29 protein-coding genes are annotated in these 26,919 nt (G+C 52.6%); 19 read left to right on the forward strand and 10 right to left on the reverse strand.

Annotation, left to right across the window (positions count from 1 at the left end; translation table 11 throughout):
• Positions 1 to 20 precede the first annotated feature (20 nt).
• Entirely contained in the window at positions 21 to 1,064 is a 1,044-nt protein-coding gene (pspF, locus tag AC6I9Z_RS11250; RefSeq protein ID WP_461456905.1) for a phage shock protein operon transcriptional activator, read from the forward strand.
• Positions 1,065 to 1,166: 102 nt separating this feature from the next.
• Positions 1,167 to 2,525 carry an acyltransferase family protein gene (locus AC6I9Z_RS11255; RefSeq protein ID WP_461455919.1) on the forward strand — a complete coding sequence of 453 codons (1,359 nt, stop codon included), beginning with the start codon at positions 1,167 to 1,169 and terminating at the stop codon, positions 2,523 to 2,525.
• Positions 2,526 to 2,595: 70 nt separating this feature from the next.
• Here AC6I9Z_RS11255 and AC6I9Z_RS11260 read toward each other — a convergent pair whose 3' ends face one another.
• Complete coding sequence (locus AC6I9Z_RS11260) at positions 2,596 to 3,162, reverse strand: urate hydroxylase PuuD (protein WP_461455920.1); 567 nt, start codon at positions 3,160 to 3,162, stop codon at positions 2,596 to 2,598.
• Between the two features lie 175 nt (positions 3,163 to 3,337).
• Here AC6I9Z_RS11260 and AC6I9Z_RS11265 point away from each other — a divergent pair, with 175 nt between their 5' ends.
• Positions 3,338 to 3,943 carry a superoxide dismutase gene (locus AC6I9Z_RS11265; RefSeq protein ID WP_461455921.1) on the forward strand — a complete coding sequence of 202 codons (606 nt, stop codon included), beginning with the start codon at positions 3,338 to 3,340 and terminating at the stop codon, positions 3,941 to 3,943.
• Between the two features lie 55 nt (positions 3,944 to 3,998).
• Here AC6I9Z_RS11265 and ispZ read toward each other — a convergent pair whose 3' ends face one another.
• The 5 genes from ispZ to AC6I9Z_RS11290 form a co-directional block, all read right to left on the reverse strand.
• A complete protein-coding gene (gene ispZ / locus AC6I9Z_RS11270) occupies positions 3,999 to 4,634 on the reverse strand; it encodes a septation protein IspZ (protein WP_461455922.1) in 636 nt (211 codons plus the stop codon).
• The gene (gene ftsY / locus AC6I9Z_RS11275) at positions 4,631 to 5,560 is read right to left on the reverse strand and encodes a signal recognition particle-docking protein FtsY (protein ID WP_461455923.1); all 930 of its coding nucleotides are present in this window, start codon (positions 5,558 to 5,560) and stop codon (positions 4,631 to 4,633) included. Before ftsY ends, ispZ begins: the two co-directional genes overlap by 4 nt.
• Positions 5,557 to 6,822: a tRNA (N(6)-L-threonylcarbamoyladenosine(37)-C(2))-methylthiotransferase MtaB gene (gene mtaB, locus AC6I9Z_RS11280; RefSeq protein ID WP_461455924.1), complete on the reverse strand. Its 1,266-nt coding sequence runs from the start codon at positions 6,820 to 6,822 to the stop codon at positions 5,557 to 5,559. Before mtaB ends, ftsY begins: the two co-directional genes overlap by 4 nt.
• Positions 6,819 to 7,637, reverse strand: coding sequence for a diaminopimelate epimerase (gene dapF, locus AC6I9Z_RS11285; RefSeq protein WP_461455925.1), 819 nt, complete (start codon positions 7,635 to 7,637; stop codon positions 6,819 to 6,821). The genes mtaB and dapF overlap by 4 nt, the downstream gene beginning before the upstream one ends.
• Positions 7,638 to 7,710: 73 nt before the next feature.
• Positions 7,711 to 9,363 carry a putative bifunctional diguanylate cyclase/phosphodiesterase gene (locus AC6I9Z_RS11290; protein WP_461455926.1) on the reverse strand — a complete coding sequence of 551 codons (1,653 nt, stop codon included), beginning with the start codon at positions 9,361 to 9,363 and terminating at the stop codon, positions 7,711 to 7,713.
• A 292-nt stretch (positions 9,364 to 9,655) separates the two neighbouring features.
• Here AC6I9Z_RS11290 and ffh point away from each other — a divergent pair, with 292 nt between their 5' ends.
• The 7 genes from ffh (at position 9,656) to AC6I9Z_RS11325 (ending at position 14,712) form a co-directional block, all read left to right on the forward strand.
• Positions 9,656 to 11,119 carry a signal recognition particle protein gene (ffh, locus tag AC6I9Z_RS11295; RefSeq protein WP_461455927.1) on the forward strand — a complete coding sequence of 488 codons (1,464 nt, stop codon included), beginning with the start codon at positions 9,656 to 9,658 and terminating at the stop codon, positions 11,117 to 11,119.
• A 44-nt stretch (positions 11,120 to 11,163) separates the two neighbouring features.
• The gene (gene rpsP, locus AC6I9Z_RS11300; RefSeq protein WP_461455928.1) at positions 11,164 to 11,694 is read left to right on the forward strand and encodes a 30S ribosomal protein S16; all 531 of its coding nucleotides are present in this window, start codon (positions 11,164 to 11,166) and stop codon (positions 11,692 to 11,694) included.
• A gap of 3 nt (positions 11,695 to 11,697) precedes the next feature.
• Positions 11,698 to 12,186 carry a ribosome maturation factor RimM gene (gene rimM / locus AC6I9Z_RS11305; RefSeq protein WP_461455929.1) on the forward strand — a complete coding sequence of 163 codons (489 nt, stop codon included), beginning with the start codon at positions 11,698 to 11,700 and terminating at the stop codon, positions 12,184 to 12,186.
• Positions 12,183 to 12,473: a hypothetical protein gene (locus tag AC6I9Z_RS11310; RefSeq protein ID WP_461455930.1), complete on the forward strand. Its 291-nt coding sequence runs from the start codon at positions 12,183 to 12,185 to the stop codon at positions 12,471 to 12,473. The genes rimM and AC6I9Z_RS11310 overlap by 4 nt, the downstream gene beginning before the upstream one ends.
• Complete coding sequence (trmD, locus tag AC6I9Z_RS11315; protein ID WP_461455931.1) at positions 12,470 to 13,216, forward strand: tRNA (guanosine(37)-N1)-methyltransferase TrmD; 747 nt, start codon at positions 12,470 to 12,472, stop codon at positions 13,214 to 13,216. The genes AC6I9Z_RS11310 and trmD overlap by 4 nt, the downstream gene beginning before the upstream one ends.
• A complete protein-coding gene (rplS, locus tag AC6I9Z_RS11320) occupies positions 13,213 to 13,602 on the forward strand; it encodes a 50S ribosomal protein L19 (RefSeq protein ID WP_108810113.1) in 390 nt (129 codons plus the stop codon). The genes trmD and rplS overlap by 4 nt, the downstream gene beginning before the upstream one ends.
• Before the next feature lie 84 nt (positions 13,603 to 13,686).
• Complete coding sequence (locus AC6I9Z_RS11325) at positions 13,687 to 14,712, forward strand: aspartate-semialdehyde dehydrogenase (RefSeq protein WP_461455932.1); 1,026 nt, start codon at positions 13,687 to 13,689, stop codon at positions 14,710 to 14,712.
• Positions 14,713 to 14,870: 158 nt separating this feature from the next.
• On the opposite strand, the gene AC6I9Z_RS11330 is transcribed toward AC6I9Z_RS11325, so the two are convergent.
• Positions 14,871 to 15,599 (reverse strand): SDR family oxidoreductase, encoded by a 729-nt coding sequence (locus AC6I9Z_RS11330; RefSeq protein ID WP_461455933.1) that lies wholly within the window; start codon positions 15,597 to 15,599, stop codon positions 14,871 to 14,873.
• 323 nt (positions 15,600 to 15,922) lie between these two features.
• Here AC6I9Z_RS11330 and AC6I9Z_RS11335 point away from each other — a divergent pair, with 323 nt between their 5' ends.
• From AC6I9Z_RS11335 to AC6I9Z_RS11360, 6 genes are all read left to right on the forward strand, one after another.
• Positions 15,923 to 16,570 carry a 2-hydroxychromene-2-carboxylate isomerase gene (locus AC6I9Z_RS11335; protein WP_461455934.1) on the forward strand — a complete coding sequence of 216 codons (648 nt, stop codon included), beginning with the start codon at positions 15,923 to 15,925 and terminating at the stop codon, positions 16,568 to 16,570.
• Positions 16,571 to 16,688: 118 nt separating this feature from the next.
• Entirely contained in the window at positions 16,689 to 17,138 is a 450-nt protein-coding gene (locus tag AC6I9Z_RS11340) for a GFA family protein (RefSeq protein ID WP_461455935.1), read from the forward strand.
• Positions 17,135 to 17,578, forward strand: a complete 444-nt coding sequence (locus AC6I9Z_RS11345; RefSeq protein ID WP_461455936.1) for a GFA family protein — start codon at positions 17,135 to 17,137, stop codon at positions 17,576 to 17,578. The genes AC6I9Z_RS11340 and AC6I9Z_RS11345 overlap by 4 nt, the downstream gene beginning before the upstream one ends.
• Positions 17,575 to 18,339: an alpha/beta fold hydrolase gene (locus AC6I9Z_RS11350; RefSeq protein ID WP_461455937.1), complete on the forward strand. Its 765-nt coding sequence runs from the start codon at positions 17,575 to 17,577 to the stop codon at positions 18,337 to 18,339. The genes AC6I9Z_RS11345 and AC6I9Z_RS11350 overlap by 4 nt, the downstream gene beginning before the upstream one ends.
• A 15-nt stretch (positions 18,340 to 18,354) precedes the next feature.
• Positions 18,355 to 18,882 carry a hypothetical protein gene (locus AC6I9Z_RS11355; RefSeq protein ID WP_461455938.1) on the forward strand — a complete coding sequence of 176 codons (528 nt, stop codon included), beginning with the start codon at positions 18,355 to 18,357 and terminating at the stop codon, positions 18,880 to 18,882.
• 56 nt (positions 18,883 to 18,938) lie between these two features.
• Positions 18,939 to 20,777: a M2 family metallopeptidase gene (locus tag AC6I9Z_RS11360; protein WP_461455939.1), complete on the forward strand. Its 1,839-nt coding sequence runs from the start codon at positions 18,939 to 18,941 to the stop codon at positions 20,775 to 20,777.
• Positions 20,778 to 20,836: 59 nt separating this feature from the next.
• Here the strand turns inward: AC6I9Z_RS11360 and AC6I9Z_RS11365 are convergent, their stop codons facing one another.
• The gene (locus tag AC6I9Z_RS11365; protein WP_109357016.1) at positions 20,837 to 21,313 is read right to left on the reverse strand and encodes a peroxiredoxin; all 477 of its coding nucleotides are present in this window, start codon (positions 21,311 to 21,313) and stop codon (positions 20,837 to 20,839) included.
• A 132-nt stretch (positions 21,314 to 21,445) separates the two neighbouring features.
• On the opposite strand from AC6I9Z_RS11365, the gene AC6I9Z_RS11370 reads away from it, so the two are divergent.
• The 3 genes from AC6I9Z_RS11370 (at position 21,446) to ahcY (ending at position 24,194) form a co-directional block, all read left to right on the forward strand.
• Positions 21,446 to 22,024, forward strand: a complete 579-nt coding sequence (locus AC6I9Z_RS11370; protein ID WP_461455940.1) for a YqgE/AlgH family protein — start codon at positions 21,446 to 21,448, stop codon at positions 22,022 to 22,024.
• 136 nt (positions 22,025 to 22,160) lie between these two features.
• A complete protein-coding gene (locus AC6I9Z_RS11375; RefSeq protein WP_461455941.1) occupies positions 22,161 to 22,658 on the forward strand; it encodes a hypothetical protein in 498 nt (165 codons plus the stop codon).
• Positions 22,659 to 22,775: 117 nt separating this feature from the next.
• Entirely contained in the window at positions 22,776 to 24,194 is a 1,419-nt protein-coding gene (gene ahcY / locus AC6I9Z_RS11380) for an adenosylhomocysteinase (protein WP_174209048.1), read from the forward strand.
• 59 nt (positions 24,195 to 24,253) lie between these two features.
• Here ahcY and AC6I9Z_RS11385 read toward each other — a convergent pair whose 3' ends face one another.
• Together AC6I9Z_RS11385 and AC6I9Z_RS11390 are read right to left on the reverse strand one after the other, a co-directional pair.
• Complete coding sequence (locus tag AC6I9Z_RS11385; RefSeq protein WP_461455942.1) at positions 24,254 to 26,017, reverse strand: lytic transglycosylase domain-containing protein; 1,764 nt, start codon at positions 26,015 to 26,017, stop codon at positions 24,254 to 24,256.
• Positions 26,014 to 26,811 (reverse strand): uracil-DNA glycosylase family protein, encoded by a 798-nt coding sequence (locus AC6I9Z_RS11390; RefSeq protein ID WP_461455943.1) that lies wholly within the window; start codon positions 26,809 to 26,811, stop codon positions 26,014 to 26,016. The genes AC6I9Z_RS11385 and AC6I9Z_RS11390 overlap by 4 nt, the downstream gene beginning before the upstream one ends.
• Positions 26,812 to 26,919 lie beyond the last annotated feature (108 nt).

The following is a 26,919-nucleotide window of genomic DNA, read 5'->3' on the forward strand; positions in this document are numbered from 1 at the left end:
ATTTGCACTATATATTGGCTATGGAGCGCGAAAATCAGTTTGTTGGGGAGTCCGGAGCTTTCCTTGATGCAGTCGAAAAAGCCAGTCGGGCGGCCACTCTGGACCGTCCCGTACTTGTTATCGGAGAGCGCGGTACAGGTAAAGAGCTCATCGCTGAACGTCTCCATCGACTAAGCATGCGTTGGGATGGTCCTTTGGTTACATTAAACTGCGCGGCCATGCCCGAAACGTTGATCGAGGCTGAATTGTTCGGCCACGAAGCCGGTGCCTTTACGGGTGCGACCAAGAATAGAGTAGGGCGCTTTGAAGAAGCTGATGGCGGCACCTTGTTTCTGGATGAATTGGGAACATTGTCTTCTGCGGCGCAGGAGCGATTGCTCCGGGCGGTTGAATATGGCGAGATTACCAGAATAGGATCATCGCGACCACAAAAAGTGGATGTGCGGATCGTGGCGGCTACCAATGCCGACCTGCCGAAGATGGCGGACGAAGGGAAATTCCGGGCGGATTTGCTTGATCGCCTGTCATTTGAAGTCGTGACGCTGCCGCCGCTTCGCTATCGTGAGGGGGATGTTCCGGTTTTGGCGGACTATTTCGGGCGACGCATGGCTGCTGAACTGGAATGGGAACAATGGCCAGGCTTCGGTCAGTTGGCATCCGAAGCGCTGGCGCGTCATCAATGGCCCGGTAACGTCCGTGAACTCCGCAATGTGATTGAACGCGCCGTCTATCAATGGGGTGATTATACGCGGGCTGTCGATCATATCGTCTTTGATCCGTTTGAATCGCCATGGAAACCGAAAGAAATGCCTTCCCGGCAATCGCTGCCAGTTGAAACCCAAAGCACGGATGAAAAAGCTGAGCCTGCCCTAGCAGCGCCGTCTGCAGAACCAGAATTTGCGGCTGTTGATGATATGAAAGAAGCGGTCGAAGCGTTCGAAAAGCGCATCCTTGAAGCCGCATTGGCCAAATCCCGCTACAACCAGCGGCAGACCGCCAAAGCGCTCAATTTGACCTATGATCAGCTCCGGCACTCACTGAAACGCCACGATTTACTGGGATAGGTTTTGTCAGCACTATCCGCATAGAGCTCTTGAGGTGGTTCTCTTGAACAGAATACCACAAATCTTAACTAAGTTATTCGAAACAATGGGGTGTGAGGGCATATGAGAGAGCGTGGTGAGACGGCAACCAAACGGAATCTATGGACCCGTGCACAGGATATGGCTCTCAAGGCTCCACCGGAACGTAATCGCTATGTCGATTTTCTGAGGGCGTTTTCCATTCTTGCGGTGGTTATCGGTCACTGGTTGGTCGCGGCGCCGTACATCGAAGATGGCGTGGTACAGGGCGGGCATCTGCTGGGTATATTGCCCTGGACCCAATGGCTGACCTGGGGCTTTCAGGTCATGCCGGTATTTTTTCTTGTCGGCGGCTTTTCACACGGACTTTCCTGGTCCGCGAATTTGCGTAACAACGGTTCCTATGCGGGATGGTTTACGGGGCGACTGCGACGGTTGATCAACCCGGTGCTGCCGCTTTTCCTGATCTGGACAGTGTTCGCTCTGTTTGGGACCGCGATGGGCGTGGACCGCAAGATTGTTGAACTGGCGGCCCAGCTTGCGCTGATCCCGGTCTGGTTTCTGGCGGTTTACCTGATGGTGGGGGCGGTCGTGCCCTATACATATGCCCTGTGGAAGCGCTTCGGCATGGTATCATTCTGGGGCCTGGTGGCGGGTGCAATAGCCATAGATGCAGCAACGTTTGCGCTGAACATACCTTATGTGAATTTTGTGAACTTTGCCTTCATTTGGCTCGCCGTTCATCAATTGGGATATGCATGGAGCGAAGGTTATTTTGCGAAACCCGCCAAAGCATTGATTTGGGGCATAGGAGGTTTGATAGCACTCGGCCTGTTCGTCGGTTTTGGCCCTTATCCGGTAGCCATGATAGGCGTACCGGGTGAACCGGTTAGCAATAGCATGCCGCCGACTATCGCTTTGCTGGCGCTTGGCATTGCACAAACCGGACTTGTTCTCGCGTTGGAGCCGATGGGACGGCGGATGCTCGACAATCTCAAGATTTGGACCGGTGTTGTCCTGCTGAACGGCATGATCATGACGACCTATTTGTGGCATCTGACGGCGTTTGTTTTGGTGATGGTTGCAGCCTGGTTACTCGGCGGCATTGGCCTGGAAGCGGCTCCGGGCAGCAGCTTGTGGTGGTTGGCACGACCGATCTGGTTTGCGCTTTATATCGCTGCCTTGCTTCCGCTGATCATGATTTTTGCAAAATATGAGCAAGCCGGAACGGGTGGGCAGGGGGAGAAAGCTGATCTGCCTCACTGGAGATTGATTGTCGGACTGCTGTTCGTTTGTGCTGGCTTGGCAGCGACGGCCGCGATCAGCATTGCCAGCCCGCTCGGTGTCACAGGCGTACGGCTGTGGGTGGTGGCAATGCCCTTTATCGGTGCGGCCTTTATCGGTTTCGGTCCGGCCCATAAGATCGCAAAACGGCTCAGCTAGCTCTGGTCACTTATGAACAAGAAAAAAAAGAGGGCCGTAAAGCCCTCTTTTCAAAATCGTTTTAAATCACTTAGCCGCCGAGATTGGCGTTTACCATGCAATAGAGCATCGGCAAGGACAGCAGCGTATTCGTCCGCGAAGCCATCAGCGCCACTTTGGCCGCTGATGCTTTGGCGTCTGCATCCGCTTCAACCATGCCCAATACCTTTTTCTGATTTGGCCAGATCAGGAACCAGACATTAAACGCCATGACCAGCGCCATCCACATGCCGATCCCGATCAGCAAATAGCCTTCCTGCAGAAGCAGCGCCTGCGTCAGATATCCGGTCAGATGGGCAACGACCAATCCGGTGATTACCGTGAACAGCGCGGCCCAGCGGAAGTAGAAAAGGGCGCTCGGTGCGATATGCTTGGACACTGCCGGTTTGGCTTCGTCAGGAATATTCGGCATTTGCGGAACCTGAACGAAGTTGAAATAGTAGAGCAGGCCGATCCAGAGCACGCCGAAAAATGTATGTAGCCAGCGGAAAACGCCATTTACCTGGTCACCCAGTGGGCCGATGCCGACAATAACAAGTACGGCGAGCAACAAGCCCACCAGCATCACCAAATTCAAATTTCCGAAAAGCTTCGCCATTATGATCTCCCCCAGTGTTGTCTGTAACAATGTGGTAATATTATGCCTTCAAGCCATTTTTGTCACGGAAAAAGGCTGGGCCTGTCAGATACGCTCTAATGGACAGTTGCCCATGGAACCTTTTGTCACCATATGCGCTTTCTGAAAGTCATTCTAACAATGGAGAAAATTCTCAATGTCCTTTGAACTTCCCCCGCTTCCTTATGCAAAAACCGCATTTGGAGATCTGATCTCTGAAGCAACGTTCAACTATCACCATGGCAAGCATCACAATGCCTATGTAACCAAAACCAACGATGCGATTGCAGGTACGGATCATGCGGGCAAAAAACTGTCGGAAATTATCAAGGCTGCTAATGGCGGTCTCTTTAACAACGCCGCGCAGGTGTGGAACCACAGCTTTTACTGGCTGTGCCTGAGCCCTGAAAAAAAGGAGATGCCGAAAGAATTGAAGAGCCGCATCGAAGCGGACTTTGGTTCTGTTGAGGTGTTCAAGGAAAAGTTCAAAGCGGAAGCCGTTGGACATTTTGCGAGTGGTTGGGCCTGGCTGGTGCTGAACGGCGACAAGCTTGAAATCACATCGCTGCACGATGCGGACAGCCCGGTTGCTCATGACATGAAACCACTCCTCACCATCGATGTGTGGGAGCATGCCTATTACCTGGACTACCAGAATGCGCGTCCGGACTATGTCTCTGCATTGCTCGACAATGCGATTGACTGGGATTTTGTCGCCCAGAACCTCGACGGTGAAGGCGTAAGCCGCGCTGATCAGGGTTAATTGCACCCTTGTATGAATTTCGGAACCGCGCCTCGTTGAACCGGGGCGCGGTTTTTTATTGGGCTTCTTCCGCCTCTTCGTCATCCTGACCAAGATCAAGACCGTGCCGCATCAGCATCGGGACGTTGGCGATGGCGAAGATGAAAGACAATATGGTGATGCCCCACACTTTCAGCGTCAGCCAAAGGTCAAAGCTGAGGAAAAGGCGCATGGCTTCGTTCAGCATGGCCATCGCGACAAAAAATATTGCCCAGTTGCGTGACAGTTTGAGCCAGCCCTCGTCGGACAACCCTTCATAAGCAGCCTGCAGTAAATATTTGAGCATTGCCTTCCCACGTAGCAATCCGACACCCAGTATCACCGCAAAACCCAGATAGATAATCGTCGGCTTGATCTGGATAAAACGCGGATCGTTGAAATAGATCGTGAGTGCACCAAAGCCGATCACCAAGACGGCTGACAACCAGAGCATGGGGGATATCTTGCCCAGCTTCCATTTGGAAACGATAACAGCGATCACGATAGCTATCATGAAAGCCGCAGTGCCGTATATTGCTGACAGGACCGGGTTGTCCCCAGGGACAGCGAATTTATAGGTCAGGAAAAAGACTAACAAAGGCCCGAAATCGAGCGCAAAGCTCAGGCCCTTGTTTTCCTGTTTCGGTTCTACGTTGACGACGTCATCACTCATTCTTCAATTCCTGCTATGGCCGCCGCCAGATCATTGGCGTCAAACGGCCGTAAATCTTCCATGGTCTCTCCGACACCAATGGCATGAATCGGCATTTCAAACTGCTTGGCGGCGGCAACAAGTACACCGCCGCGAGCAGTTCCATCGAGTTTGGTCATGATTAGACCGGTAACCTTTGCCACTTCTTTAAATACTTCAATCTGGGACAAGGCATTTTGTCCTGTGGTTGCATCCAGAACCAGCACAACGTCATGCGGAGCTTCCGGATTGAGCCGTCCCAGAACACGCCGGATCTTGTCCAGTTCATCCATCAATTCACTGCGGTTTTGAAGGCGGCCTGCTGTATCAACGATTAATACATCAATTCCGGTGGCCGTGGCCTGTTTAACGCCTTCATAGACGATGCTAGCGCTGTCACCGCCTTCCTTGCCGCTGATGATAGGAACACCGAGCCGCTCGGCCCAGACTTTAAGCTGACCAATTGCTGCCGCCCGGAATGTATCACCGGCAGCCAGCATGACGCCATAATCCTGCTCCAGGAACAAATGGGCAAGCTTGGCGATGGTCGTGGTTTTTCCCGAGCCATTGACGCCTATCACCAATATGACTTGTGGGCGGGGAAAGGCGTCAATTTCCAACGGAACCGCCACCGGCTCCAATATACTGGCAATTTCCGATTGGATTATTTCGCGCACCGCATGTTCGCTGAGGCCTTTTTCAAATCGCTCGTTTGAGAGCTTTTCACGAATGGCCGCGGCAGTCGCGGGGCCAAGATCTGAAATGATCAACGCATCTTCAATTTCGTCAAGAGTAGCGTCGTCCAGTTTTGCCTTGGTCACCAAGCCGGTCAGGTTTTCTGTCAGGCGGCCCGACGTCTTGCTGAAGCCGCCAAACAGACGGTCTTTCCAGCCCGGTTTTTCACTCATACTATTTTTCTTCCGATCAGTTTCCGGTCATCGGACGCAATGACTTCAACAGGGATGATTTGGCCTTCTGGCATGGTTTCTTCGAAACTGATATGGGCAAAATTTTCCGCATATCCAGCCTTGCCATTCAGTTCGCACAGCACATTTTGCCGTGTCCCGACCAGATTGCCGCGCCAGGTCTGCGCATTTGCACTCACCTTTTGACGTAAAAGCCGGGCACGTTCCTTAATGGTGGCCCCATTGACCTGGGGCATTTTGGCAGCAGGCGTGCCCTGTCGCGGGGAATAAGGAAATATATGACCATGAATGATATCGCATTGATCAATAATATCGAGGCTATTCGCAAACATGGCATCGGTTTCGGTCGGAAATCCGGCGATGATGTCGGCACCTATGGCTATTGCGGGGCGCTTCTCCTTCAACCGCGCGACAAGTTCTATGGCTTGCTCGCGGCTGTGGCGGCGTTTCATCCGTTTGAGGATCATATTGTCGCCTGACTGCAGCGAAAGATGCACGTGCGGCATCATCCGGCTTTCGTCCGTCAATATGTCAAACAGGCGCTCGTCAATTTCCACGCCGTCAACGGAGGACAAGCGCAGCCGCTTGAGTTCGGGAACGTGGCTCAAAACCCGCTCGACCAGCAGGCCAAGGCTGGGACTACCCGGTAAATCCGGACCGTAGCTGGTGACATCGACACCGGTTAGCACGACCTCGTTAAAGCCTTGGTCAACCAGCGACTTCACTTGCTCGACAACCTGTCCTGCTGGCACGGACCGGCTGTTGCCGCGGCCATAGGGAATGATGCAAAAGGTGCAGCGGTGATCGCAGCCATTTTGCACTTCGACAAAGGCGCGGGACCGCTCGGCAAAGGCGCTGACCATATGCGGTGCGGTTTCCCTGACCTGCATGATATCTGACACCCGGATATCCGGCTTGTTGGTATCCAGTCCGAATTTGAAGTTATCGGCCTCATATTTATCGAAATTGCCGACCACACCAGATGTCTCAGGCATATCTGCGAACATCTCCGGATCAACCTGTGCTGCGCATCCGGTTACGACCACAATCTTGTCCGGATTATCTTTCTTGGCGCGACGTACTGCCTGACGAGTCTGGCGCACAGCTTCATTGGTGACGGCGCAGCTGTTGACGATAACCAATTCATCCGCATTGACCCTGGAGGCATTGATTGTCTGGCGAATTGCTTCGCTCTCAGCGATATTCAGGCGGCACCCCATACTGATAATATCAGGACCACTCATGCAAAATCATCCCAGTTGGCTTCGCCAGAGAAGACATAGGTGGTCGGGCCTTGCATCATGATGGACCCACCTTCGTCCCACGTAAGGATAAGCTTGCCGCCGGGCAGATGCACATTGGCCGGGCTTTGTACTAATCCGCGTCTGATTGCGGCCACTGCCGTTGCACACGCTCCGGTGCCGCAAGCACGGGTCAAACCGACGCCGCGCTCCCAGACACGCAGGTACAGATCGCCATCTTTTACATGTGCTACGTTTACATTCACGCGTTCGGGAAACAGTGGGTCAACCTCAATCATCGGGCCGAGGCGATCCAGTTCAACGGCATCGCTGTCTTCAACGAAGAAGATAACATGGGGATTGCCTACGTTGACCGCTGCAGGGTCCTGTAAATCCTCCCAGCCAACCGGCATGTGTAGCGTATCCATGGCATAGGCGAGGGGGATCACATTCCAGTCGAAACGGGGCTCACCCATATCAACAATGGCGCCTTCATCCGTAACATGGCCAGAGATCATACCGCCATCGGTTTCAATCGACGTACCATCACCAAGCAATTTCACGACACAGCGGGTAGCATTGCCGCAGGCTTCGACCTCACCGCCATCGGCATTGTAAATCTGCATGCGAACATCGGCTTTACCGGAAGGTTTCAGCACAATCAGCTGATCACAACCAATGCCGCTATGCCGATTGGCGATGGCTGCTGCTTTGGCCGGAGGCATGGCGAAATCATCAGGCAATTCAGACGCGCGCGCATCGATAATGACAAAGTCATTGCCCAGTCCATGCATCTTGTGAAATTGCCCGATAGTCATGATGGGCGATTTAGGGATGACCAGCCGGCAAGTCCAGCAATAGAATTAGTCGGCTATTGCTCTTATTGTTTGTTTAACCCGCTTTGAGCTGTGGTTGATCGGCTGGTACTTCGGCAGCTTCATCAACCTCGGTTTTGTCCAGCGGCTGCGCTGGCAACAGATTGCGTTGCCCGAGCACTTTGCGGGCCTGTTCCATTGAGAGCGGGCGACCATAATGCCAACCTTGACCCTTGGCACAGCCCAGATTGCGCAACTCATTTTCTATTGCTTTGTCTTCAATACCTTCTGCGGTGATTGGCATACCAAGACTATCACCAAGGCCGGTAATCGCTTTTACGATGGCCGCACTTTCCGGGTTTTCCAAAATCGACGTTACGAAGCTGCGGTCGATCTTGATCCGGTCAAAGGGCAGGGCGCGCAAGTGAGCCAGCGAACTATACCCTGTACCAAAGTCATCCAGAGCAATCTGGATTCCCTGATTTTTGAGACTACCGACAATAGACTGAGCCAGGCTGAGATTTTCAAACAATGAGCTCTCGGTGATTTCAATTTCAAGCCGGTTTGGCGGAAAGCCCGTTTCCACCAGCAGCTTGACGATTTTTTGCGCCAACCATGGATCAAGCAGTTGAACCGGTGAAATATTGACTGAAACCGTCAGGCTGGGGTCCCAGTGCTTGGCACTTTCAAATGTCTGTCGCATGATGCTGAGTGAAAGATCACCGACCATGCCGGTTTCTTCTGCAATCGGAATGAAGACTTCCGGCGAAACAAGACCCTGTGTCGGCGATTCCCAGCGCGCTAGCATTTCAAAACCGGTCAACTTGCCAGTCGCGAGATCAATCTGTTGTTCGAAATAAGGAACAAATTCGCCTGCCGGAATACCGCTGCGCATGCCGGATTCAAGGGTATTGCGGGTCTGCAGCTCCTGTTCCATCGAAACATCGAACCAGCAGAAACGGTTTCTGCCCTGTTTCTTGGCGCTATACATCGCGATGTCAGCGCGGCGCATCAGAACATCGACGCCTTCGGATTCAAAGTCGAAACGCGCCATGCCAATCGAGGTGGTGACCACCAGATGGTTGCCGTTCTCGACAATCGGCATGGCAATACTGTCAATCAGATCATCAGCAATACGATCCACCATTTCAGGCTGATCCGGGTCAAAAATGAAAGCACAGGCAAACTCGTCGCCGCCAAGCCGTGCCAAGAGGTTGTTGGGTGGAATAACTTTTGAAATTCGCGCGGCTACTTCTTTCAGCACGATATCGCCGGCACTGTGGCCATGGACATCGTTAACGGTTTTGAAATTGTCGAGATCCAGCATCAAAAAGGCGGTGCTTTTGTTTTTACGCTGCGCCGTAGCAATCATATCCGAAGTCTTTTCGGTCAGAGTCCGGCGGTTCAGGAAACCGGTAAGCGGATCCGTTACCGCCAAAGAATGCGCCCGTTCTTCTGCAGCAGCCCGTTCTGTAACTTCTGCCGCGAGGTCGCGGTAACGACGCCAGCCAAATAATATGAGGGCGATGTTCAGAAGAAATGCCGAGACGAGCATTTTATCGCTGCCGCCGCCATAACCGGACAAAGAAGCAATTGCTTCTGTTATAACGGTTCCGCCAGTTCCGACGAACATCAAGATGGCAAATATAACGATCAGGCTGGTCACCACATCTCTGCGCGCCGACACTGCATATTTGTTGTTGGCCTTGATATTATTTGAATCGGTCATGTTTTGCTCCACGACGGCTATCCCCTAATTTTGCAAGCTGCCTATTGCCTTAATAATTCTCAATTTCTGGTTAATTTTCGCTAAATTAAGGGATTTCTAGGGTTGCGAGTCTCTTAAGGATCGACTAGGGGCATCTCAAATAACGACAGATTATCTGTTGTGGTTTCAGTTTCGAGTTCAAAAAACTCACACGTCGGTCAGCGAGGTTTCGCCCACCGGCGTTTTTTGCGTTGCCCGGTTTTGGGTTTGTTTTTAGGCTGATTTCAGCCGGTTTGAGAGAAAGGAAGACGCCATGTTTGACAAGTTAAGCGACCGGCTCGGCGGCGTCTTTGACAAACTGCGTGGCCGTGGGGCGCTAAAAGAAGAAGATGTTCGCGGCGCGATGCGCGAAGTGCGGATTGCGTTGCTGGAGGCCGATGTTGCGCTTCCGGTTGTAAAGGATTTCGTTGAAAAAGTTACCGAACAGGCCGTTGGTCAGTCGGTACTCAAGTCCATCACGCCTGGCCAACAGGTCGTCAAGATCGTCAACGACGGTCTGGCGGATATGCTGGGTGCCGAGGTCAGTGGCCTCGAACTCGCAGTCGCACCACCCGCGATAATCATGATGGTCGGTCTGCAGGGCTCTGGTAAGACAACCACGACGGCCAAGATCGCCAAGCGCCTGAAAGACAACGAGAATAAAAAGGTCATGATGGCCTCGCTCGACGTCAATCGTCCGGCGGCACAAGAACAACTGGCGGTATTGGGCGAGCAGATTAATGCTGCCACGCTGCCAATTGTCGAAGGCCAACAGCCGGTCGAGATAGCCAAACGCGCGCTTCAAGCTGCAAAATTGCAGGGTTTCGACGTTCTGATGCTCGACACTGCAGGCCGCCTGCATGTCGATCAGCAGTTGATGGACGAAATGAAGGCTGTTGCCGATGTCTCGAAACCGCAGGAAACATTGCTGGTCGTCGATGCTTTGACCGGTCAGGATGCTGTCAATGTTGCATCCAACTTCTCCGAGCAAGTCGATCTCAGCGGTGTGATCCTAACCCGGATGGATGGCGATGCCCGCGGCGGTGCTGCACTTTCGATGCGGGCGGTTACCGGCAAGCCGATTAAATTTGTCGGTGTTGGCGAGAAAATCGACGCGCTGGAAGAATTTCATCCGGAACGTGTTGCTAGCCGTATTTTGGGCATGGGCGATGTTGTCAGTCTGGTGGAAAAAGCCGCTGCAACGGTCGACAAGGAAGAATCCGAAGCGCTGGCCGAGAAAATGGCCAAAGGTCAGTTTGACCTGAATGATTTGCGCTCGCAGCTGCGCCAAATGACCAAAATGGGCGGTCTGGGTGCATTGGCCTCGATGATGCCGGGCATGAAGAAGGCCAAGGCGGCGATGGCGGGCGGCGCGATGGACGACAAGGTTCTGGTCCGCATGGACGCGATTATCGGTTCGATGACCAAGGAAGAACGTGTGCGCCCCGGCTTGCTCAACGCCAAGCGCAAAGTGCGCGTAGCCAAGGGGTCCGGTACCACGGTGCAGGACGTGAACAAGCTCCTGAAAATGCATCAGGAAATGTCCAAGGCGATGAAGAAGATCAAGAAAATGGGCGGGATGAAGGGTTTAATGTCGATGTTTGGCGGTGGTGGCGGTGCTGCAGGCGCGGGCATGGGCGGTCAAAATGGCGGCATGGGTGGAATGCCGGGGCTACCAGACATGTCTCCAGGCGGATTACCACCTGATCTTGCAAATTTATTGAATAAGAAGAAATAGTTTTAGAAATTTAATTTATTATATTGTTTTAGAAAGGTTTATTTATGTCAGTAGCTATGAGAATGGCCCGTGGTGGTTCCAAGAAGCGTCCTTATTATAAAATCGTGATCGCCGATGTGCGCGCACCGCGTGACGGCAAGTTTATCGAACGTATCGGTAGCTATAACCCGCTGCTCGCCAAAGATGACGAAAAGCGCGTTGTTCTGGATCTGGATCGTGCGAAACATTGGTTGAGCGTTGGCGCCAAGCCGTCAGACCGTGTTGCTCGTTTCCTCGATGCTGCTGGTTTGATGAAGCGCGAAGCGCGGAACAACCCGAACAAAGCCAAGCCTGGCGAAAAAGCGACTGAGCGCGCTGAAGAGAAAGCGGAAAAAGCCGCTGCAGCAGAAGAAGCTGCCAAGGAAGCCTCAGCCGCTCCTGCTGAGGAAGCGCCAGCAGAAACACCTGCAGAAGAAACGCCAGCTGCTGAAGAAGCTGCTGCAGAAGCGCCTGCCGAGGAAGCAAAAGCCGAAGAAGCACCTGCTGAAGAGGCTCCTGCTGCAGAAGAAACGACCGAAGAAAAGTCCGAGGGTTAATCCTTGGCCAGTGTTGATCCGGACACGTCTGTCCCCCTTGCCGTCATCATTGGCGCGCATGGGGTGACAGGCGAGGTCCGGCTCAAGCTATTCTGCGAGGCTCTCGACAGCCTCAAGCAGTATAAAAGTTATAATGGCGGAAAACTGACGCTGAAATCCGTCAAACCTCACAAGATGGGAGCGATAGCGCGGTTCGCTGAAATTACCGATCGCAATGCAGCTGAGGCCGCGCGTGGTATCGAACTGGCCATCCCCCGCTCCTCTTTGCCAGCGCTGGATGAGGACGAATTTTATCATATCGATATTATTGGCCTGCGCTGTGTCTCCGACAATGGCGAGGAACTGGGCAAAATCTTTGCGATCTACGAATTTGGCGCCGGCGATGTCATCGAGATTGAACGTGCCAGCGGCAAGAAATTCATGGTACCCGTTGGCGCGATCGATATGCGGAACGATCCGGCAATCGTGCTATCGGAATTTGTCGAGCCATGAACGGTCCGATATTCTTTATCGCTTTAATTGTTATCGTAGTTGCCTTTCCGGCTTTCATTGGCTGGAAATTTAAGCAAAAATCGGATCAATTTGTCCGTATGGCCAGCACGATAGTGGCAGGACAAGTCATCCTCACGCCTGGAATATTATGGCTCGCCTATTCCGAAGATCGCAATTTTGGTGATAGTCCGCTGAAAGCTATAATCATATATGCTGCCATGGGTTTGATGATTTCCATCATGACTTTTGTGATCATGGAGATCCGGAAAACGAGTCAGGATAAATGACCTTCACCGCCCAAATCCTAACGCTATACCCGGAAATGTTTCCCGGACCGCTCGGCACATCGCTCGCGGGCAAGGCGCTCGACGAGGGCAAATGGGCCTGCAACCCGATCCAGATGCGCGACTTTGCCACCGACAAGCATAAGTCCGTCGATGATACTCCGGCGGGTGGCGGTGCGGGCATGGTTTTGCGGGCTGACGTCATGGCATCGGCGGTTGATCATGCGCTGGAACAGCAACCAGCCGCGCCTATTCTCGCGATGTCACCGCGCGGAAAGCCGCTGAAACAGGAGCGTGTACGGGAAATCGCTTCCGGTCCCGGTGTAACCATACTCTGCGGTCGCTTCGAGGGATTTGACGAGCGGATTTTCGATGCGCGGCCGATTGAAGAGGTCTCGATTGGCGATTATATCCTCTCTGGCGGAGAAATGGGTGCTTTGGTGCTTTTAGACGCTTGCATTCGGCTGCTTCCCGGGGTAATGGGCGCGTCTTCTAGCGGAGATGACGAAAGTTTTGAAACCGGACTTTTGGAATATCCGCAGTTTACCCGGCCTCAGAAATGGGAAGGGCGTATTATCCCTGAAGTCTTGCGATCGGGGGATCATGCGAAAATCGCTGCTTGGCGGAAACAAAAAGCAGAGGAAGACACACGGCTAAGGCGGCCCGATTTATGGGAGCATCACAGGGATGCTCCGGATCAGTCGCCCTCTGGTGCGCGAGGACAGAAAAAGGAAGATCGGTCATGAACCTGATCCAGACACTTGAGAAAGAAGCTGTAGAAGCATTTGCAGCCTCTAAAGAAATACCGGAATTTCGCGCTGGCGACACGCTGCGCATTGGTGTTCGCGTCGTTGAAGGCGAGCGCGTTCGTACCCAGAATTTTGAAGGCGTGTGCATTGCACGGACCAGTCGCGGCATGGGCTCCAGCTTCACCGTAAGAAAGATTTCTTTCGGCGAAGGTGTCGAGCGTGTGTTCCCGCTTTACTCGCCTAACATCGAATCCATTACAGTGGTCCGCCGCGGTGTCGTCCGTCGTGCGAAACTTTACTATCTGCGCGGCCGTACAGGTAAACGGGCCCGTATTGCGGAACGCCGCGTGAACCAGCCTGCCAAAGGCGCTGAAGCAAAGTAAAGAAAGCTTCATAACAAATTCAGGCAGCCGGTTCTCCCCAAAAGGAAAACCGGCTGTTTTCATATTCAGCACAGGAAAAGTTTCATGGGTTACAAAGTTGCAGTTGTTGGTGCGACCGGAAATGTCGGGCGCGAAATGCTGACCATTCTCGCCGAGCGCGAATTTCCGATCGACGAACTCGCCGCCGTGGCGTCTTCGCGATCACAGGGAACAGAGATCGAGATTGGCGATACCGGCAAGATGCTGAAGGTTCAGAATATCGAGCATTTCGACTTTTCCGGATGGGATATGGCGCTTTTCGCTGCTGGTTCCGGTCCGACCAAGGAATATGCGCCTAAAGCCGCTGCTGCAGGCTGTGTGGTGATCGACAATAGCTCGCTCTACCGCATGGATCCGGATGTGCCCTTGATCGTTCCGGAAGTGAACCCGGATGCGATTGAAGGCTATAAGGCCCGCAACATCATCGCGAACCCCAATTGCTCGACCGCGCAGATGGTTGTAGCGCTCAAGCCACTTCATGACGCCGCGAAAATCAAGCGTGTTGTCGTGTCGACCTATCAGTCCGTATCGGGTGCCGGAAAAGGTGGCATGGACGAACTGTTCGAACAGTCCCGTGCGATTTTCGTCGGTGACCCCAAGGAAAATCAGGTCTTCACCAAGCAGATTGCATTTAATGTGATCCCGCATATCGATGTTTTCCTTGATGACGGTTCGACCAAGGAAGAGTGGAAAATGGTCGTCGAGACCAAGAAAATCCTCGACCCCAAGATCAAGCTGACCGCGACCTGCGTGCGTGTACCCGTCTTCGTTGGCCACAGTGAGGCTATCCATATCGAGTTCGAGAACGAGATTTCCGCCAAACAGGCGCAGGAAATCCTCCGCGAAGCACCTGGCATCATGCTGGTCGATAAGCGCGAAGACGAAGGCTATACCACGCCGGTCGAATGCGTCGGCGACAGCGCCACCTATATCAGCCGCGTGCGCGAAGATCCGACCGTAGACAATGGCCTGATCATCTGGTGTGTGTCCGATAACCTGCGCAAGGGTGCTGCGCTCAATGCAGTACAGATTGCTGAGCTATTGGGGCGCAAGCATTTGCAAAAGGGTTAAATTGTCCAGTGGCTTATTTTTGCGTCTGTTTTAGCCCAAAAGCCTCAAACTAACGGTCAAGCGCCTCCAAAACCCGTAAGGGCAAAAGATCGAAGAGAACCGCTATGCTGTCCCGTACCTAGTTGCTGGGTTTGGTTTGATGACGGACTGGTCATGGATCACCCCCTTGCGTTGAGTTTACGGAACAAAAAGCCTGGTGCGAACCTTGAGAGCAGCCTGACCGTCGAGGCCAGTCCGGGGGCGATTTCGAGTGTGTTGGATTGCAGTCCCCTGATGAACAATTTTGCTAGTTTCTCGGGCGCAAGCTTTGGAACGTCGGTGACAGCCTCCGCCATGGGTGTGTCGGTAAGCGGTGGAAGCAGTTCGAAAACCCTGACATTTGTACCAATCAACTGATGCCGAAGCGCTTTGGTATAGGCGTGTTGCCCCGCTTTTGTTGCGCTATAGATGGGGCGAGCTGCATCGGGAACATATGCGATCGCCGAGGACACGTTAACAATCGCTGTTTCTCCCCGATCAAGAAGGTGCGATAGAAACTCATGCACCATGCGCAGCGTGCCATTCAGATTGATATCGACCTCGGCCAATTGGCTGGCAAGGTCGGTGTCATTGATCAACGAGACCTCATTCGAGACACCGGCGCAGTTAATCAGAATATCGATATGGGGACCAAATTCATCCGCGAGCTCGGTAACTGCGATATCATCTTGAATGTCACATAGTTGGTAGCTGACATTGCCGTGCTTCTCAGCCAGCTTCTGTAACGGGGTTTCGCGTCGACCGCATGCAATGATCCGGTTTCCCGCATCAGCCAAATGCGCGCACAGAACTGATCCAATTCCGGAACTTGCACCGGTGATGAGAATGGTTTGATTTGTTGTTTTCATTTAGGTTTCCAATTCACTTTAGCTTGAACTCCAAAAACGGCTTATCAGCCCAATACTTTGCTTTCGAAGCAGCGTAGCGTCGTACCTTCAGGCCAAACCGCCCAGTGACATGTTTAGTTGCCTAGCCGGCAGCCTCAAGACTTAAGCATGAATTTTTCTATGCGCACGCCCGTTTGGACGCGCTCTATGGTCTCTGCCATAAAGGTGGCACGGTCACGGTACATAGATAGCAAATAGTATATCGACAATCGGGGTGTCCGCCTTTTCACCCAAAACGACATCGGAACTTGCCTTTACAATCCATCTCAGTGCAGTGAAGTGAAATGACATTACAAGCTGACGTTTATTGGTCCTTCCGATCACCCTATAGCTATCTCGCGACCCGCCGTTATGTTGCGCTAACGCAGGAATATGATCTCTCGATCAACCAGCGTTTTGTTTATCCGCTGGCAATCCGGGAACCGGATTTTTTTGAGAAAAACCACCCCAATTGGCTTGGTTACGTGTTCAAGGATATTTTTCGGGTTGCGCAATATATCGATATTCCGATGGCGCCGCCGAATCCTGATCCAATTGTGCAGGATATTGCCACGCGCAAAATATCAGGTGATCAGCCGCACATCTTTCTGCTCACACGGATGGGGCAGGCGGCTTCCCGGCGCGGTAAGGGTCTGAAGTTTGCCGATGAAGTATCGCGGCTGATCTGGGGCGGCGTGCAGGGCTGGAACGAGGGCGATCATCTGGAGCAAGCGGCTACTCGGGCAGGACTTGATCTCGCCGAACTGAAAGCCGAAGCCGAAAAGCATGCGGAAGATTTGGACAGCGAAATCGCGGACAATCAGAAAGCTCTGGAAGCCGCCGGTCACTGGGGCGTGCCTACCTTGGTGTTCGACGGAGAACCCTTTTTCGGACAGGATCGGATCGAACTGGCGGTCTGGCGGATGAAACAAAAGGGATTGGCCGAGCGCTGACATTAGCGCGTTCCGACGTCACAGAAGGAGCAAAGCTTGAACCAATGGCAAATTGACTCTGGGCTTTTACTCGGTTCAAAGGCGTAACTTGGCGGGCAAGAAAGAGGAGAGTTGAGCAATGGAAAGGACATTAACGGGTAGCTGCCTATGCGGAACTGTCCGTTATGAACTCAAGCCCGGTTTCAGGATGCGGCCTTATGCTTGCCATTGCACGGATTGTCAGCGGCGAACCGGGAGTGCGTTCAGTCTGCACATGGGTGTCATGGCGAAGGATCTGACCATTGAAGGCGAGTTAAATGAGGGAACATTTGTGCAGCCCAGTGGCGCGATCAGTACCATCACAGGCTGTGCAAAATGTATGAGCCGTATCTATGCTGCGCACGATAAAAGACCGGGTCTGGCAAGTATCCGCGTCGGCACCCTCGACAATAGCAAGGATGTAAGCCCCGCTGCGCATTTTTGGGTTTCGAGCAAACAGCCGTGGATCACTATTCCCGAGGGCGTCCCAACTCTCGAAACGCAACCGCAGTCCAGCGAAGAGTGGCTGCAATATGTCGGTCCCGAATGAGTGATACGCATACCGGAGGCTGCCAATGCGGTGCGGTGCGCTATCGGCTCAGCGGTTCGATACCGCCCGCCTATGCCTGCCATTGCGGGGAGTGCAAGAAACAGAGCGCAAGTGCTTTTTCAATGTCCATTCCCATGGCTTATGAAGTTTTGACTGTGACCGGTACGGCGAAGGTGTTTGAAACCACGGCACATAGTGGGAAACGGAAATACAATTATTTTTGCGGGGATTGCGGAACGCGGCTGTGGCATAGTGGAACCAATCCGCCGTCAGCGATAACGCTGAAAGTCGGCACCTTGGATCACTCAGAGTATATTGCACCAGTCGGTCATTTATGGGTTTCCAAAAAACAGGCTGGTATCATGCTGGATCCGGAAACGGATCAGCATCAGACACAGCCAGACAATGTGAGCGCCTGGCGCAATAATTTGGGGCAATGATGGTAGATATAAAAAGCTGGGACTTCTCTTCCTTTGACGGGGTGAAACTGAAAATCCATGAAACGGGGCAGGGCCGCGCTGTCATTCTACTCCATGGACTTTTTTCCAATGCGGAGACCAATTGGATCAAATTTGGCCACGCTGGTCATCAGGCGGAAGCTGGCTTTCGAGTGATCATGCCCGATCTGCGTGCCCATGGACAAAGCGAGGCGCCACATGAACGCGATGCCTATCCACAGGACGTACTGATCAAGGACGCGCTGGCGCTGATTGAGCATTTTGATCTGCCGGATTATGATCTCGGCGGTTTTTCACTCGGCGCCCGGACAACCGCTAAACTGCTCACCACAGAAATTGCACCTGGAAAAGCGATCCTTGCGGGTATGGGGCTGGAAGGTCTGGCAGGTTGGGATCGGCGGCAAGGCTTCTTCCTCAAGGCGATTGAGCTGCGCGACACGGCAAAACGTGGTGATCCGCATTGGATGGCGATTCAGTTTATGAAAAGCCAGAAAGTCGATACCGTGGCTGCTGCGCATTTGCTAAAGACATTCTCGGATATGCAACCGGACGCCATAGAGACTATCACGACACCAACGCTGGTGCTTTGTGGATCGGAAGATCGAGACAATGGCGACCCCGAGGCGCTGGCAAACCTGCTGCCACATGGGCATCATGTCGCGGTACCAGGCACGCATATGAGCAGTGTTACCGAACCCGAAATGGCGCAAGAGATGGTGCGTTTTTTGAGCGCAGATCAATAAGGGAGAGAATGACAGATGCCGAGATATATAAGTTGGCGTAATTTCTGGATTTTCTGGTTGGGCGGTTTCGCGTTGTTCCTCGTTCTGGTGGTAACCGGTGGGCCGCTGATCACAGATGTCGCTCCTACCGGAATTTTGGATCATCAAAGCGCGGCGACGGCCGAGCGGGTTGATGCCATTCAACTAAGCTGGGCGGAGGCAGGGAAGATGAGTTATGCCAAATGGTCCATGATCGGCGATCTTGTGTTTATCGGTCTTTATTCCATTGGCGGAATATTGGGCGGACGCCTGATCTGGCAGGAGGCTAAATCTCCGTCACTCAAGAAGCTTGGCCTGTTCATGGTGCTGATCTATTTTCTGTTCGGGCTGTTTGACTATGTCGAGACGCTGAGTCAGATCACGCAATTATTGCAGGAAAAGGGTAGCGATACGCTGGCGGGCATCGCCGCTTTTGCTCGACCGATAAAGATCGTAACCTGGATCATCGGCACCATCGGCATGATCATTGCCCTTATCTGGCGCCGACGCGAAAACCGCGCTTGACGCTTCCAGGATAAAGTTTCAATTCATGCCAAAATAAAAGCCACAGAGGATACATCATGAAAACAGCCGCTTCGATCATCGCTCTTGCCGCCATAGCGTTCAGCGCACCGGTTCACGCAAAACATCATGAAGGTGGTGAAGTGCCTGATAAAGCCAATCCTACGGCAGATGATGCAAAGAAGTTCGTCGAGGAAACCGAAAGGAAGATGTTCGATTTTTCGGTCAATGCGGGGCGGATTTACTGGATCAATGCAACCTATATCACCGAGGATACGGATGCCTTGGCAGCGAAGGTCGGTGCCGAAGGGACTACCATGTCGGTGCAGGCCGCGATTGATGCAGCCAAATTCAACAATGTCGCGGGACTTGATGCGGTAACCACACGCAAGCTCGACAAGCTGCGCGGCGGTATTGTGCTTCCCGCGCCAACCACGGAGGGCGCCGCAACGGAATTGAACACCATCGCCACCAAATTGAACTCTGCCTATGGTAAAGGCAAAGGAACGCTAAAAGGTGAAGAGATTAACGGTTCTGACATCGAAGCGGCCATGGGCACAAATCGTAACCCGGACGAACTCTCCGAAATGTGGGCAAGCTGGCACAGTAATGTCGGCGCGCCGATGAAGGATGATTATGCACGCATGGTTGAAATTGCCAATGAAGGCGCAAAGGAATTGGGCTTTGCCGATGTCGGTGCGATGTGGCGCTCTGGCTACGACATGCCGGCGGATGATTTTGCCAAGCTAACAGACAAGCTGTGGAACCAGGTGAAGCCACTTTATGATGAACTGCATTGTTATACCCGCGACAAGCTAAACGAAAAATATGGTGATGCGGTACAGGCCAAAACCGGCCCGATCCGCGCAGACCTGCTCGGCAATATGTGGGCGCAGGAATGGGGTAATATTTACGAAATCGTAGCACCTGAAGGTGCTGGTGATATTGGTTTCGATACGACCGAATTGCTGACCTCCAAAGGCTATGATGCCATGAAAATGGTGAAAGCCGGAGAGCAGTTTTTCTCGTCCCTTGGTTTTGATCCGCTGCCAGATACCTTCTATGCACGGTCACAGTTTACCAAGCCGGCAGACCGCGAGGTCGTTTGTCATGCCAGCGCCTGGGATATCGACAATGTCGACGATATCCGCATCAAGATGTGCATCAAGGTCAATGGAGATGATTTTGTCACGATCCACCACGAGCTCGGTCATAACTATTACCAGCGCGCCTATAACAAGCAGAGCTATTTGCATCTCGACGGCGCCAATGATGGTTTCCACGAAGCCATTGGTGATATGATCGCGTTGTCGATCACACCGGAATATCTGGTGCAGGTCGGCCTGCTGGATGCGGACAAGGTGCCGAGCGCTGACAAGGATGTAGGGCTGCTTTTGCGTCAAGCGATGGACAAAGTCGCATTCCTGCCATTTGGTCTATTGGTAGACAAATGGCGCTGGCAGGTTTTCTCCGGCGACATAAAGCCCGCCGAATATACACAGGCATGGCATGATCTGAAGCAGCAATATCAGGGCATCACGCCGCCCGTTGACCGGCCCGCGGACGCGTTCGATCCGGGTGCGAAATATCATATCCCGGGCAACACACCTTACTCCCGTTATTTCCTGGCGCGCATCCTGCAGTTCCAATTCTACAAGGCGGCGTGCGATGCGGCGGGTTGGAAAGGCCCACTGCATCGCTGCTCCTTTTACGGCAACAAGAAAGTTGGCGCGCGTTTGAATGCCATGCTGGAACTTGGTGCATCCGAGCCTTGGCCAGATGCTCTGGAGGCCTTTACCGGTACGCGCGAAATGGACGGGTCGGCGATGATCAGCTATTTTGAACCGCTGATGGACTGGCTGAAGGAAGAGAATAAGGGCAAATCCTGCGGATGGTAGGCATTAAAAAACCGGCGGGAAACATGTGCTCCCGCCGGCCTTTAGCTGTTTGATCCGTATTAAAGCTGGTCAAGCATATAGTCGGCAGCGCTAACCTTGAAATCACCGGGTGCTTCGACATTCAATTCTTCAACCACACCGTCATTGACGATCATTGAGAAGCGTTGGCCACGGGTGCCCAAACCAAAGCCGGAACCATCCATCTCAAGACCTACGGCCTTGGCAAAATCGCCATTGCCATCTGCGAGCATGGTGACATCTTCAGAGCCAGCATCCTTGTTCCAGGCGCCGAGAACGAAGGCATCATTGACGGCGGTGCAGGCGATTTCATCGACGCCTTTGGCTTTGAGCTCTTCGGCCTTCTCGACATAGCCAGGCAGATGCTTGGCCGAACAGGTAGGAGTATAGGCACCGGGGACTGAGAAAAGGGCCACTTTCTTGCCCGCAAAATAGTCTGAGGAGCTGACTTGCTCAGGGCCATTTTCTGTCGCTTTGACAAGGTTTACCTCGGGTATTTTGTCGCCTTTATTGATCATGTTAGTCGCTCCTTATGAATTTTTGGGGATATCGGTGTTTGTTATTCTGTTGTGGTGACAGCATCATGAAATTGCAAGCAATGTAATGATAATGCTCCGTTTATCGAATTTACCATGGGCACGGCGTGATAAGTGACTTATGCTAAAGACATGGATTATCCGCTCTATTTTTCCGGCCAATTTTTGCTTGCGACACCGGGCATGGCTGATCCGCGGTTTGCCCGATCCATCATCGCAATTTGCTCGCACGATGAGCATGGCGCACTCGGCATCAATATTGGTGAGACATCAACGGACATCAGCTTCAACGGCATTTTGGAGCAATTTGATATCGAATCAGACACCCTGGAAGATCGCGGTGTTTTCGTTGGCGGACCGGTTGAGGTGCATAGGGGCTTCATTCTCCACAGTCTCGATTTCAACCTGTCGGATACCCTGCAGGTTGGCGATCGCTGGGGATTGAGCAGCTCGCTGGATATATTGGGTGCTATCGCCAAAGATCGTGGCCCGAGGAAATGGATCGCCGCGCTGGGCTATTCCGGTTGGGGAGCAGGGCAGTTGGAGCAAGAACTGACCCAAAACGGATGGTCGGTGACACAAGGGGAGCCAGAATGGCTCTATGAAACTGAGGCCAAAGATAAATGGGAAATGGCCTGGAAGGCACAAGGGATTGATCCAGGCATGTTGTCAGGCCAATTTGGCAGCGCATGAAATCAGGTGAAGATTACGATTATCCCATAATTATCGCTACTTGGATGCTGAACATCGCTTAACCAACGCCTTTAGAAATTCCCTAAGTCAGAAAGAACAATTGTGTAGTCCTCAATGGGAATAGGGGATTAGGGGAATGTCTAAGTTTAACAAATCCGTTTTGGTCGGGATAATTACAAGCGTCACATTGGCGGGATCCGCTCAAGCAGCCTGCTGGACACCGGCAGCAGCAGATGCCGCTCATGTTCGGGACCTGCAATCCCGCCTCATGGTTGCCGCGCTACGTTGCGTGAAGTCGGAACATGATGTTCTGCCTCATTATAACCGCTTCGTTCGCGACAAAAAGCCGGTGTTAAAACTCGGCAATGGAATACTTCGGGGACATTTTGCGAAGGGCCGGAACAAGAAACAGGCGATGAAGCATTATGATCGCTATGCAGTTTCCTTGGCCAACAAATACGGTGCCGGTTCCGGTGATTTGTCAGAATGCAAAACCATGAAGGATCTGGCAAATTCTGCGGCAGATAGTGACGGCAAGCTTTCATCGCTGGTCAATATTTCCCAGTTTCACGGATTGTCACCGAATTTGCCAGGTGGTCGCTGTGGGATTGTTATCGCATCAAGCGAAAATTAATAACTAAATTACAAATATAAAGACATCTTTATATTTGCTTCCAAAGCCGCAAGAAGCTAAGGAATGATGAAACTGCCGCCCGGGGTTTCCTGTGCGGCAATTCGTCTTTCAAGGAGAATGAATGTGGCTACCGCAGCGGATACACAAACGCAGGATTATGTGATCAAGGATATTTCCCTGGCCGATTTCGGTCGTAAGGAAATCGAGATTGCCGAAACTGAAATGCCCGGCCTGATGGCTTTGCGCGAGGAATTTGGTGCTGAACAGCCTTTGAAAGGCGCACGGATTACCGGTTCGCTGCACATGACAATACAAACAGCGGTGTTGATCGAAACACTTCTGGCACTGGGCGCAACGGTGCGCTGGGCTTCCTGCAATATCTATTCAACACAGGATCATGCCGCCGCTGCGATTGCCGCTGGTGGAACGCCAGTATTCGCCATCAAGGGCGAAACGCTGGAAGAATATTGGGCTTATGTCGAGCGTATCTTCGATTGGGGTCCGGAAGAAACCTGCAATCTGATCCTGGATGACGGTGGCGATGCAACCATGTTCGCGCTTTGGGGTGCACGTGTGGAAGCTGGTGAAGAGCTGTTCACACCTGAAAATGAAGAAGAGGAAGTCTTTGTTGCGACGCTGAAGCGCTTTGTGGCCGAACGTCCGGGCTATCTGACCAAGACGGTTGAGACCATCAAGGGTGTTTCTGAAGAAACCACCACTGGCGTTCACCGTCTCTATGACCTCGCCAAGCAAGGCAAATTGCCTTTCCCGGCGATCAATGTGAACGACAGTGTGACCAAATCGAAATTCGATAACCTCTATGGTTGTAAAGAATCGCTGGTCGATGCTGTTCGCCGCGCTACCGACGTGATGCTGGCCGGTAAAGTGGCCTGTGTGGCTGGCTTTGGTGATGTTGGTAAAGGTTCTGCTGACTCTCTCCGCAATGGCGGCGCACGGGTCATCGTGACTGAAGTTGATCCGATCTGCGCGTTGCAGGCTTCGATGGAAGGCTATGAAGTTGTCACCATGGAAGAAGCGACCAAACGCGCTGATATCTTCGTGACCGCCACAGGCAATAAAGACGTGATCACCGTCGACCATATGCGCGAGATGAAAGACCGCGCGATTGTCTGCAATATCGGCCATTTCGACAGCGAGATCCAGATTGCCGGTCTGCAGAACATGAAGTGGAACGAGATCAAACCACAGGTCGATGAGGTTGAATTTCCGGATGGCAAAAAGCTCATCATTCTGGCGCAGGGACGTCTGGTCAATCTCGGCTGCGCGACCGGTCACCCGAGCTTCGTGATGTCGGCCAGCTTCACCAATCAGGTGATGGCGCAGATCGAACTGTGGTTGCGGCCTGAACAGTATAAGAACGATGTTTACGTTCTGCCAAAGCATCTCGACGAGAAAGTAGCTGAGCTGCATCTCGCGAAATTGGGCGTGCAACTGACCAAATTATCGCAGGAACAGGCCGAATATATTGGCGTAACACCAGAGGGCCCGTTCAAGCCCGATCACTATCGCTATTGAGTTCGCGCTATTGATGAAGAAACCGGATGGGCTTGCAATGGCTCATCCGGTTTTTTGTCCTAGTTGGCCGTAAAACGCGTTTTGTTTTTGGTCGGCTTTCTCGGGAAGACAGGCCATTTATTCTGAGCAAGCGTGCTCAGGCTGGCTGATTTGATTCCGGCTTGCTGTTCATACATCCAGTAATTGCGCAATATAATCGAGACATATCCGCGGGTTTCGACAAAGGGAATGCTCTCCATATAGAGAAGCGGGTCGTCTTTATCCTGAACTTCGTTGTTCCAGCGCTGGACCGATCCCGGACCGGCATTGTAAGCTGCGGCCACCTTGGGCAGCTTGCCGCCGGTGATCGACGAACTACCGAGATATTCGAGATAAGACTGACCATATTCCAGATTGGTTGATGGCTCGAACAGTTGCGATTTCTGAAAATTCCGTCCATTTGCACGGGCAATATCACCGGCTGTTCCGGGACGAACTTGCATCAAGCCAATAGCATTAGCCGGGCTGACAGCTTTGCTGCGAAAGGCCGATTCCTGCAATGTGTGAGCATAGACAAGGGCTGGGTCCACGCGCCATCCACCGTCGGGTTTCCATTTGGGAGCGGGAAAGCGTGCCTGTGCATCGGGTTTAAACCCGCGAGGCGCATGATGGGCGAGCCATAGTTGCGTACGCGGCAAACTGAGCTCGCGTGCCAGCTTTAACAACGCGGCGTGATCACTGGAATTGCCGATCCGCGCCTGATGCCGCAAAACTTCGTCAGCGAGGCCATCCTCGCCAATTTCGACCAGGGCAATTGCGGCCTTGACGTTTTCATGCTGCTTCAGCGTCTTCCAGTCGCCTTTTTCAAATCCGGAATTGGATTTCTTCGCCGCTATATCCATGCCCAATGTCTGTGCAGCAAGAAGTCCGTAAAAACTGTCACTACGCTTGGCGGCTGTTTGCAGCTTACCTTGCGCCTTTTGCGGCTGACCACAGGCAATGTCGGAACGAGCGCCCCAATAGAGTCCGGCGGCTTGCAAATCAGCGTTGGCGGCGCGGCGGCCCACATTATCAAAGGCAGCAGCAGCCGTTTGACAGTCGTTCAAACGCCAGGAAGACAGACCGGCGACCCAGTCGGCATGAGCAACCCAGGGGCCGCTGCCTTTCTGGGCCTTTTGCGCCATGCGTTGAGCGGATCTGTCATCATTTTCGATATAGTATGACCACGCCACTCGCTGTTCCAGTTCTGTGCGCGCCTCAGAAGAAAGGACATTCTCGGTCTCGAAAAGCAGCGCCTCCGCCGATTGCGGGCTATCATTCTTGATGAAACTTAAAATGCGACCGCGAATGGCGTTGGCAGCACTGTCGGATTTGATCGCATTGGGTTTTTTGCGAATGGGTAGGCCAGGGACGTAAGAAAGATTACGCCGCTGCGGAAGATTTGGAAGCAATTGAGCGCCACGCTTTTTTGCCAGGCGGCCCAGCTGGGCGGCCTGCGGAATATGAGGAGCTTCATTGACCAGAACCAGAAGTGGTCCCAATTCGGCGCGGGGAGAATTTGCAGCGAGAAAATATTCTGCCTGAGTAATGGATTTCAAGGGACCATTAGGCGCATCGGCAATCAAATTCTTCGCCGTGTCCCATTCATTGCCGCCCATCGCTTTGAAAATCGCGCGATAATGTTCGGATTGTTTACGCTTTAACTGTGATGGAATGTCTTTCGCGATCGACGAGCTTTTGAACAACACTGCGCCGCCATCTTTCGCCAGCGCCGGCGTGAAGGGCAGGGAAATTAGGGCAGCGGTAGCCGCAAGTTTCAAATTTAAGGAAAACTGGTTTTTCATCTACTCGAAATCCTGGTCAGCAATTGCAAATCTCTCCACGCTTCTGCTTTGAACTCCGGTCTTTCGATCAAAATTCGCGGATGAAACGTGGCAATTGCCTCGGTTTTGGCTGAAGCATGGTTAACAAATTGTTTATTTTTGCGCGCTGTGAGCAAGTTTTCGCTAAAAAACAAGTGCGACGGCGTTTCACCAAAGGCGATGATCCGCTTTGGCTGCACCAACTCTATATGATGGAGCATACGTTTTTTTAGCAGCTCGTGATATTGTGGATCAATACGACCGTCATATGAACGGGCTAAAGAGATTGAAGCGGAATAGGTTTTGTCCGAATCGCATCCTATAGCTCTCAGCATATTCGCCAACAGGGCTGCGCTTTTCTGAGAAAAATGTGAATTTTCTCGCAAATCTCCCTGTTCTGGCATTCCAACAATAACCATGATTTCCGGCTCGATGACTCCGCTCGGCAAAACATGGTTTTGCGACCATTGCGCTTCGATCAGGTTTTCAGGTCGTGATAACCATGCGACAAACTGGTTGTGCTCTGCCGGATAATTGTCGCTGATGCGTTCAGTTGACGCCTTTGCTTTTGCTAAATCAGGCTTGCTTTCCGTAGGGGCAGTCGGAACAACTGGCTTTGGTTCCGCTGGCTTGATGGCAGGAGCTGTATCGCCCAATAGCGCAGATGGTTCATCGTTATAATGCAGATCAACACCCGCCAGGCTCCACCAGTCGCGAAGGCTTTCCATCTTCTCGGCAGACGTGTTTTCATCAGGTGCAGACGCAGAAAAATTCATCTATGCATAGAGTCATGAGTTGACGAATTGGTCAATTGGCGGGCAAGCATGTTTCTGTCCAAAGGGTTGCCGTTTGCGGTAGGGCGAATGTAAGAAAATTTTATCGAG

It is taken from the genome of Parasphingorhabdus sp. (assembly GCF_059726685.1).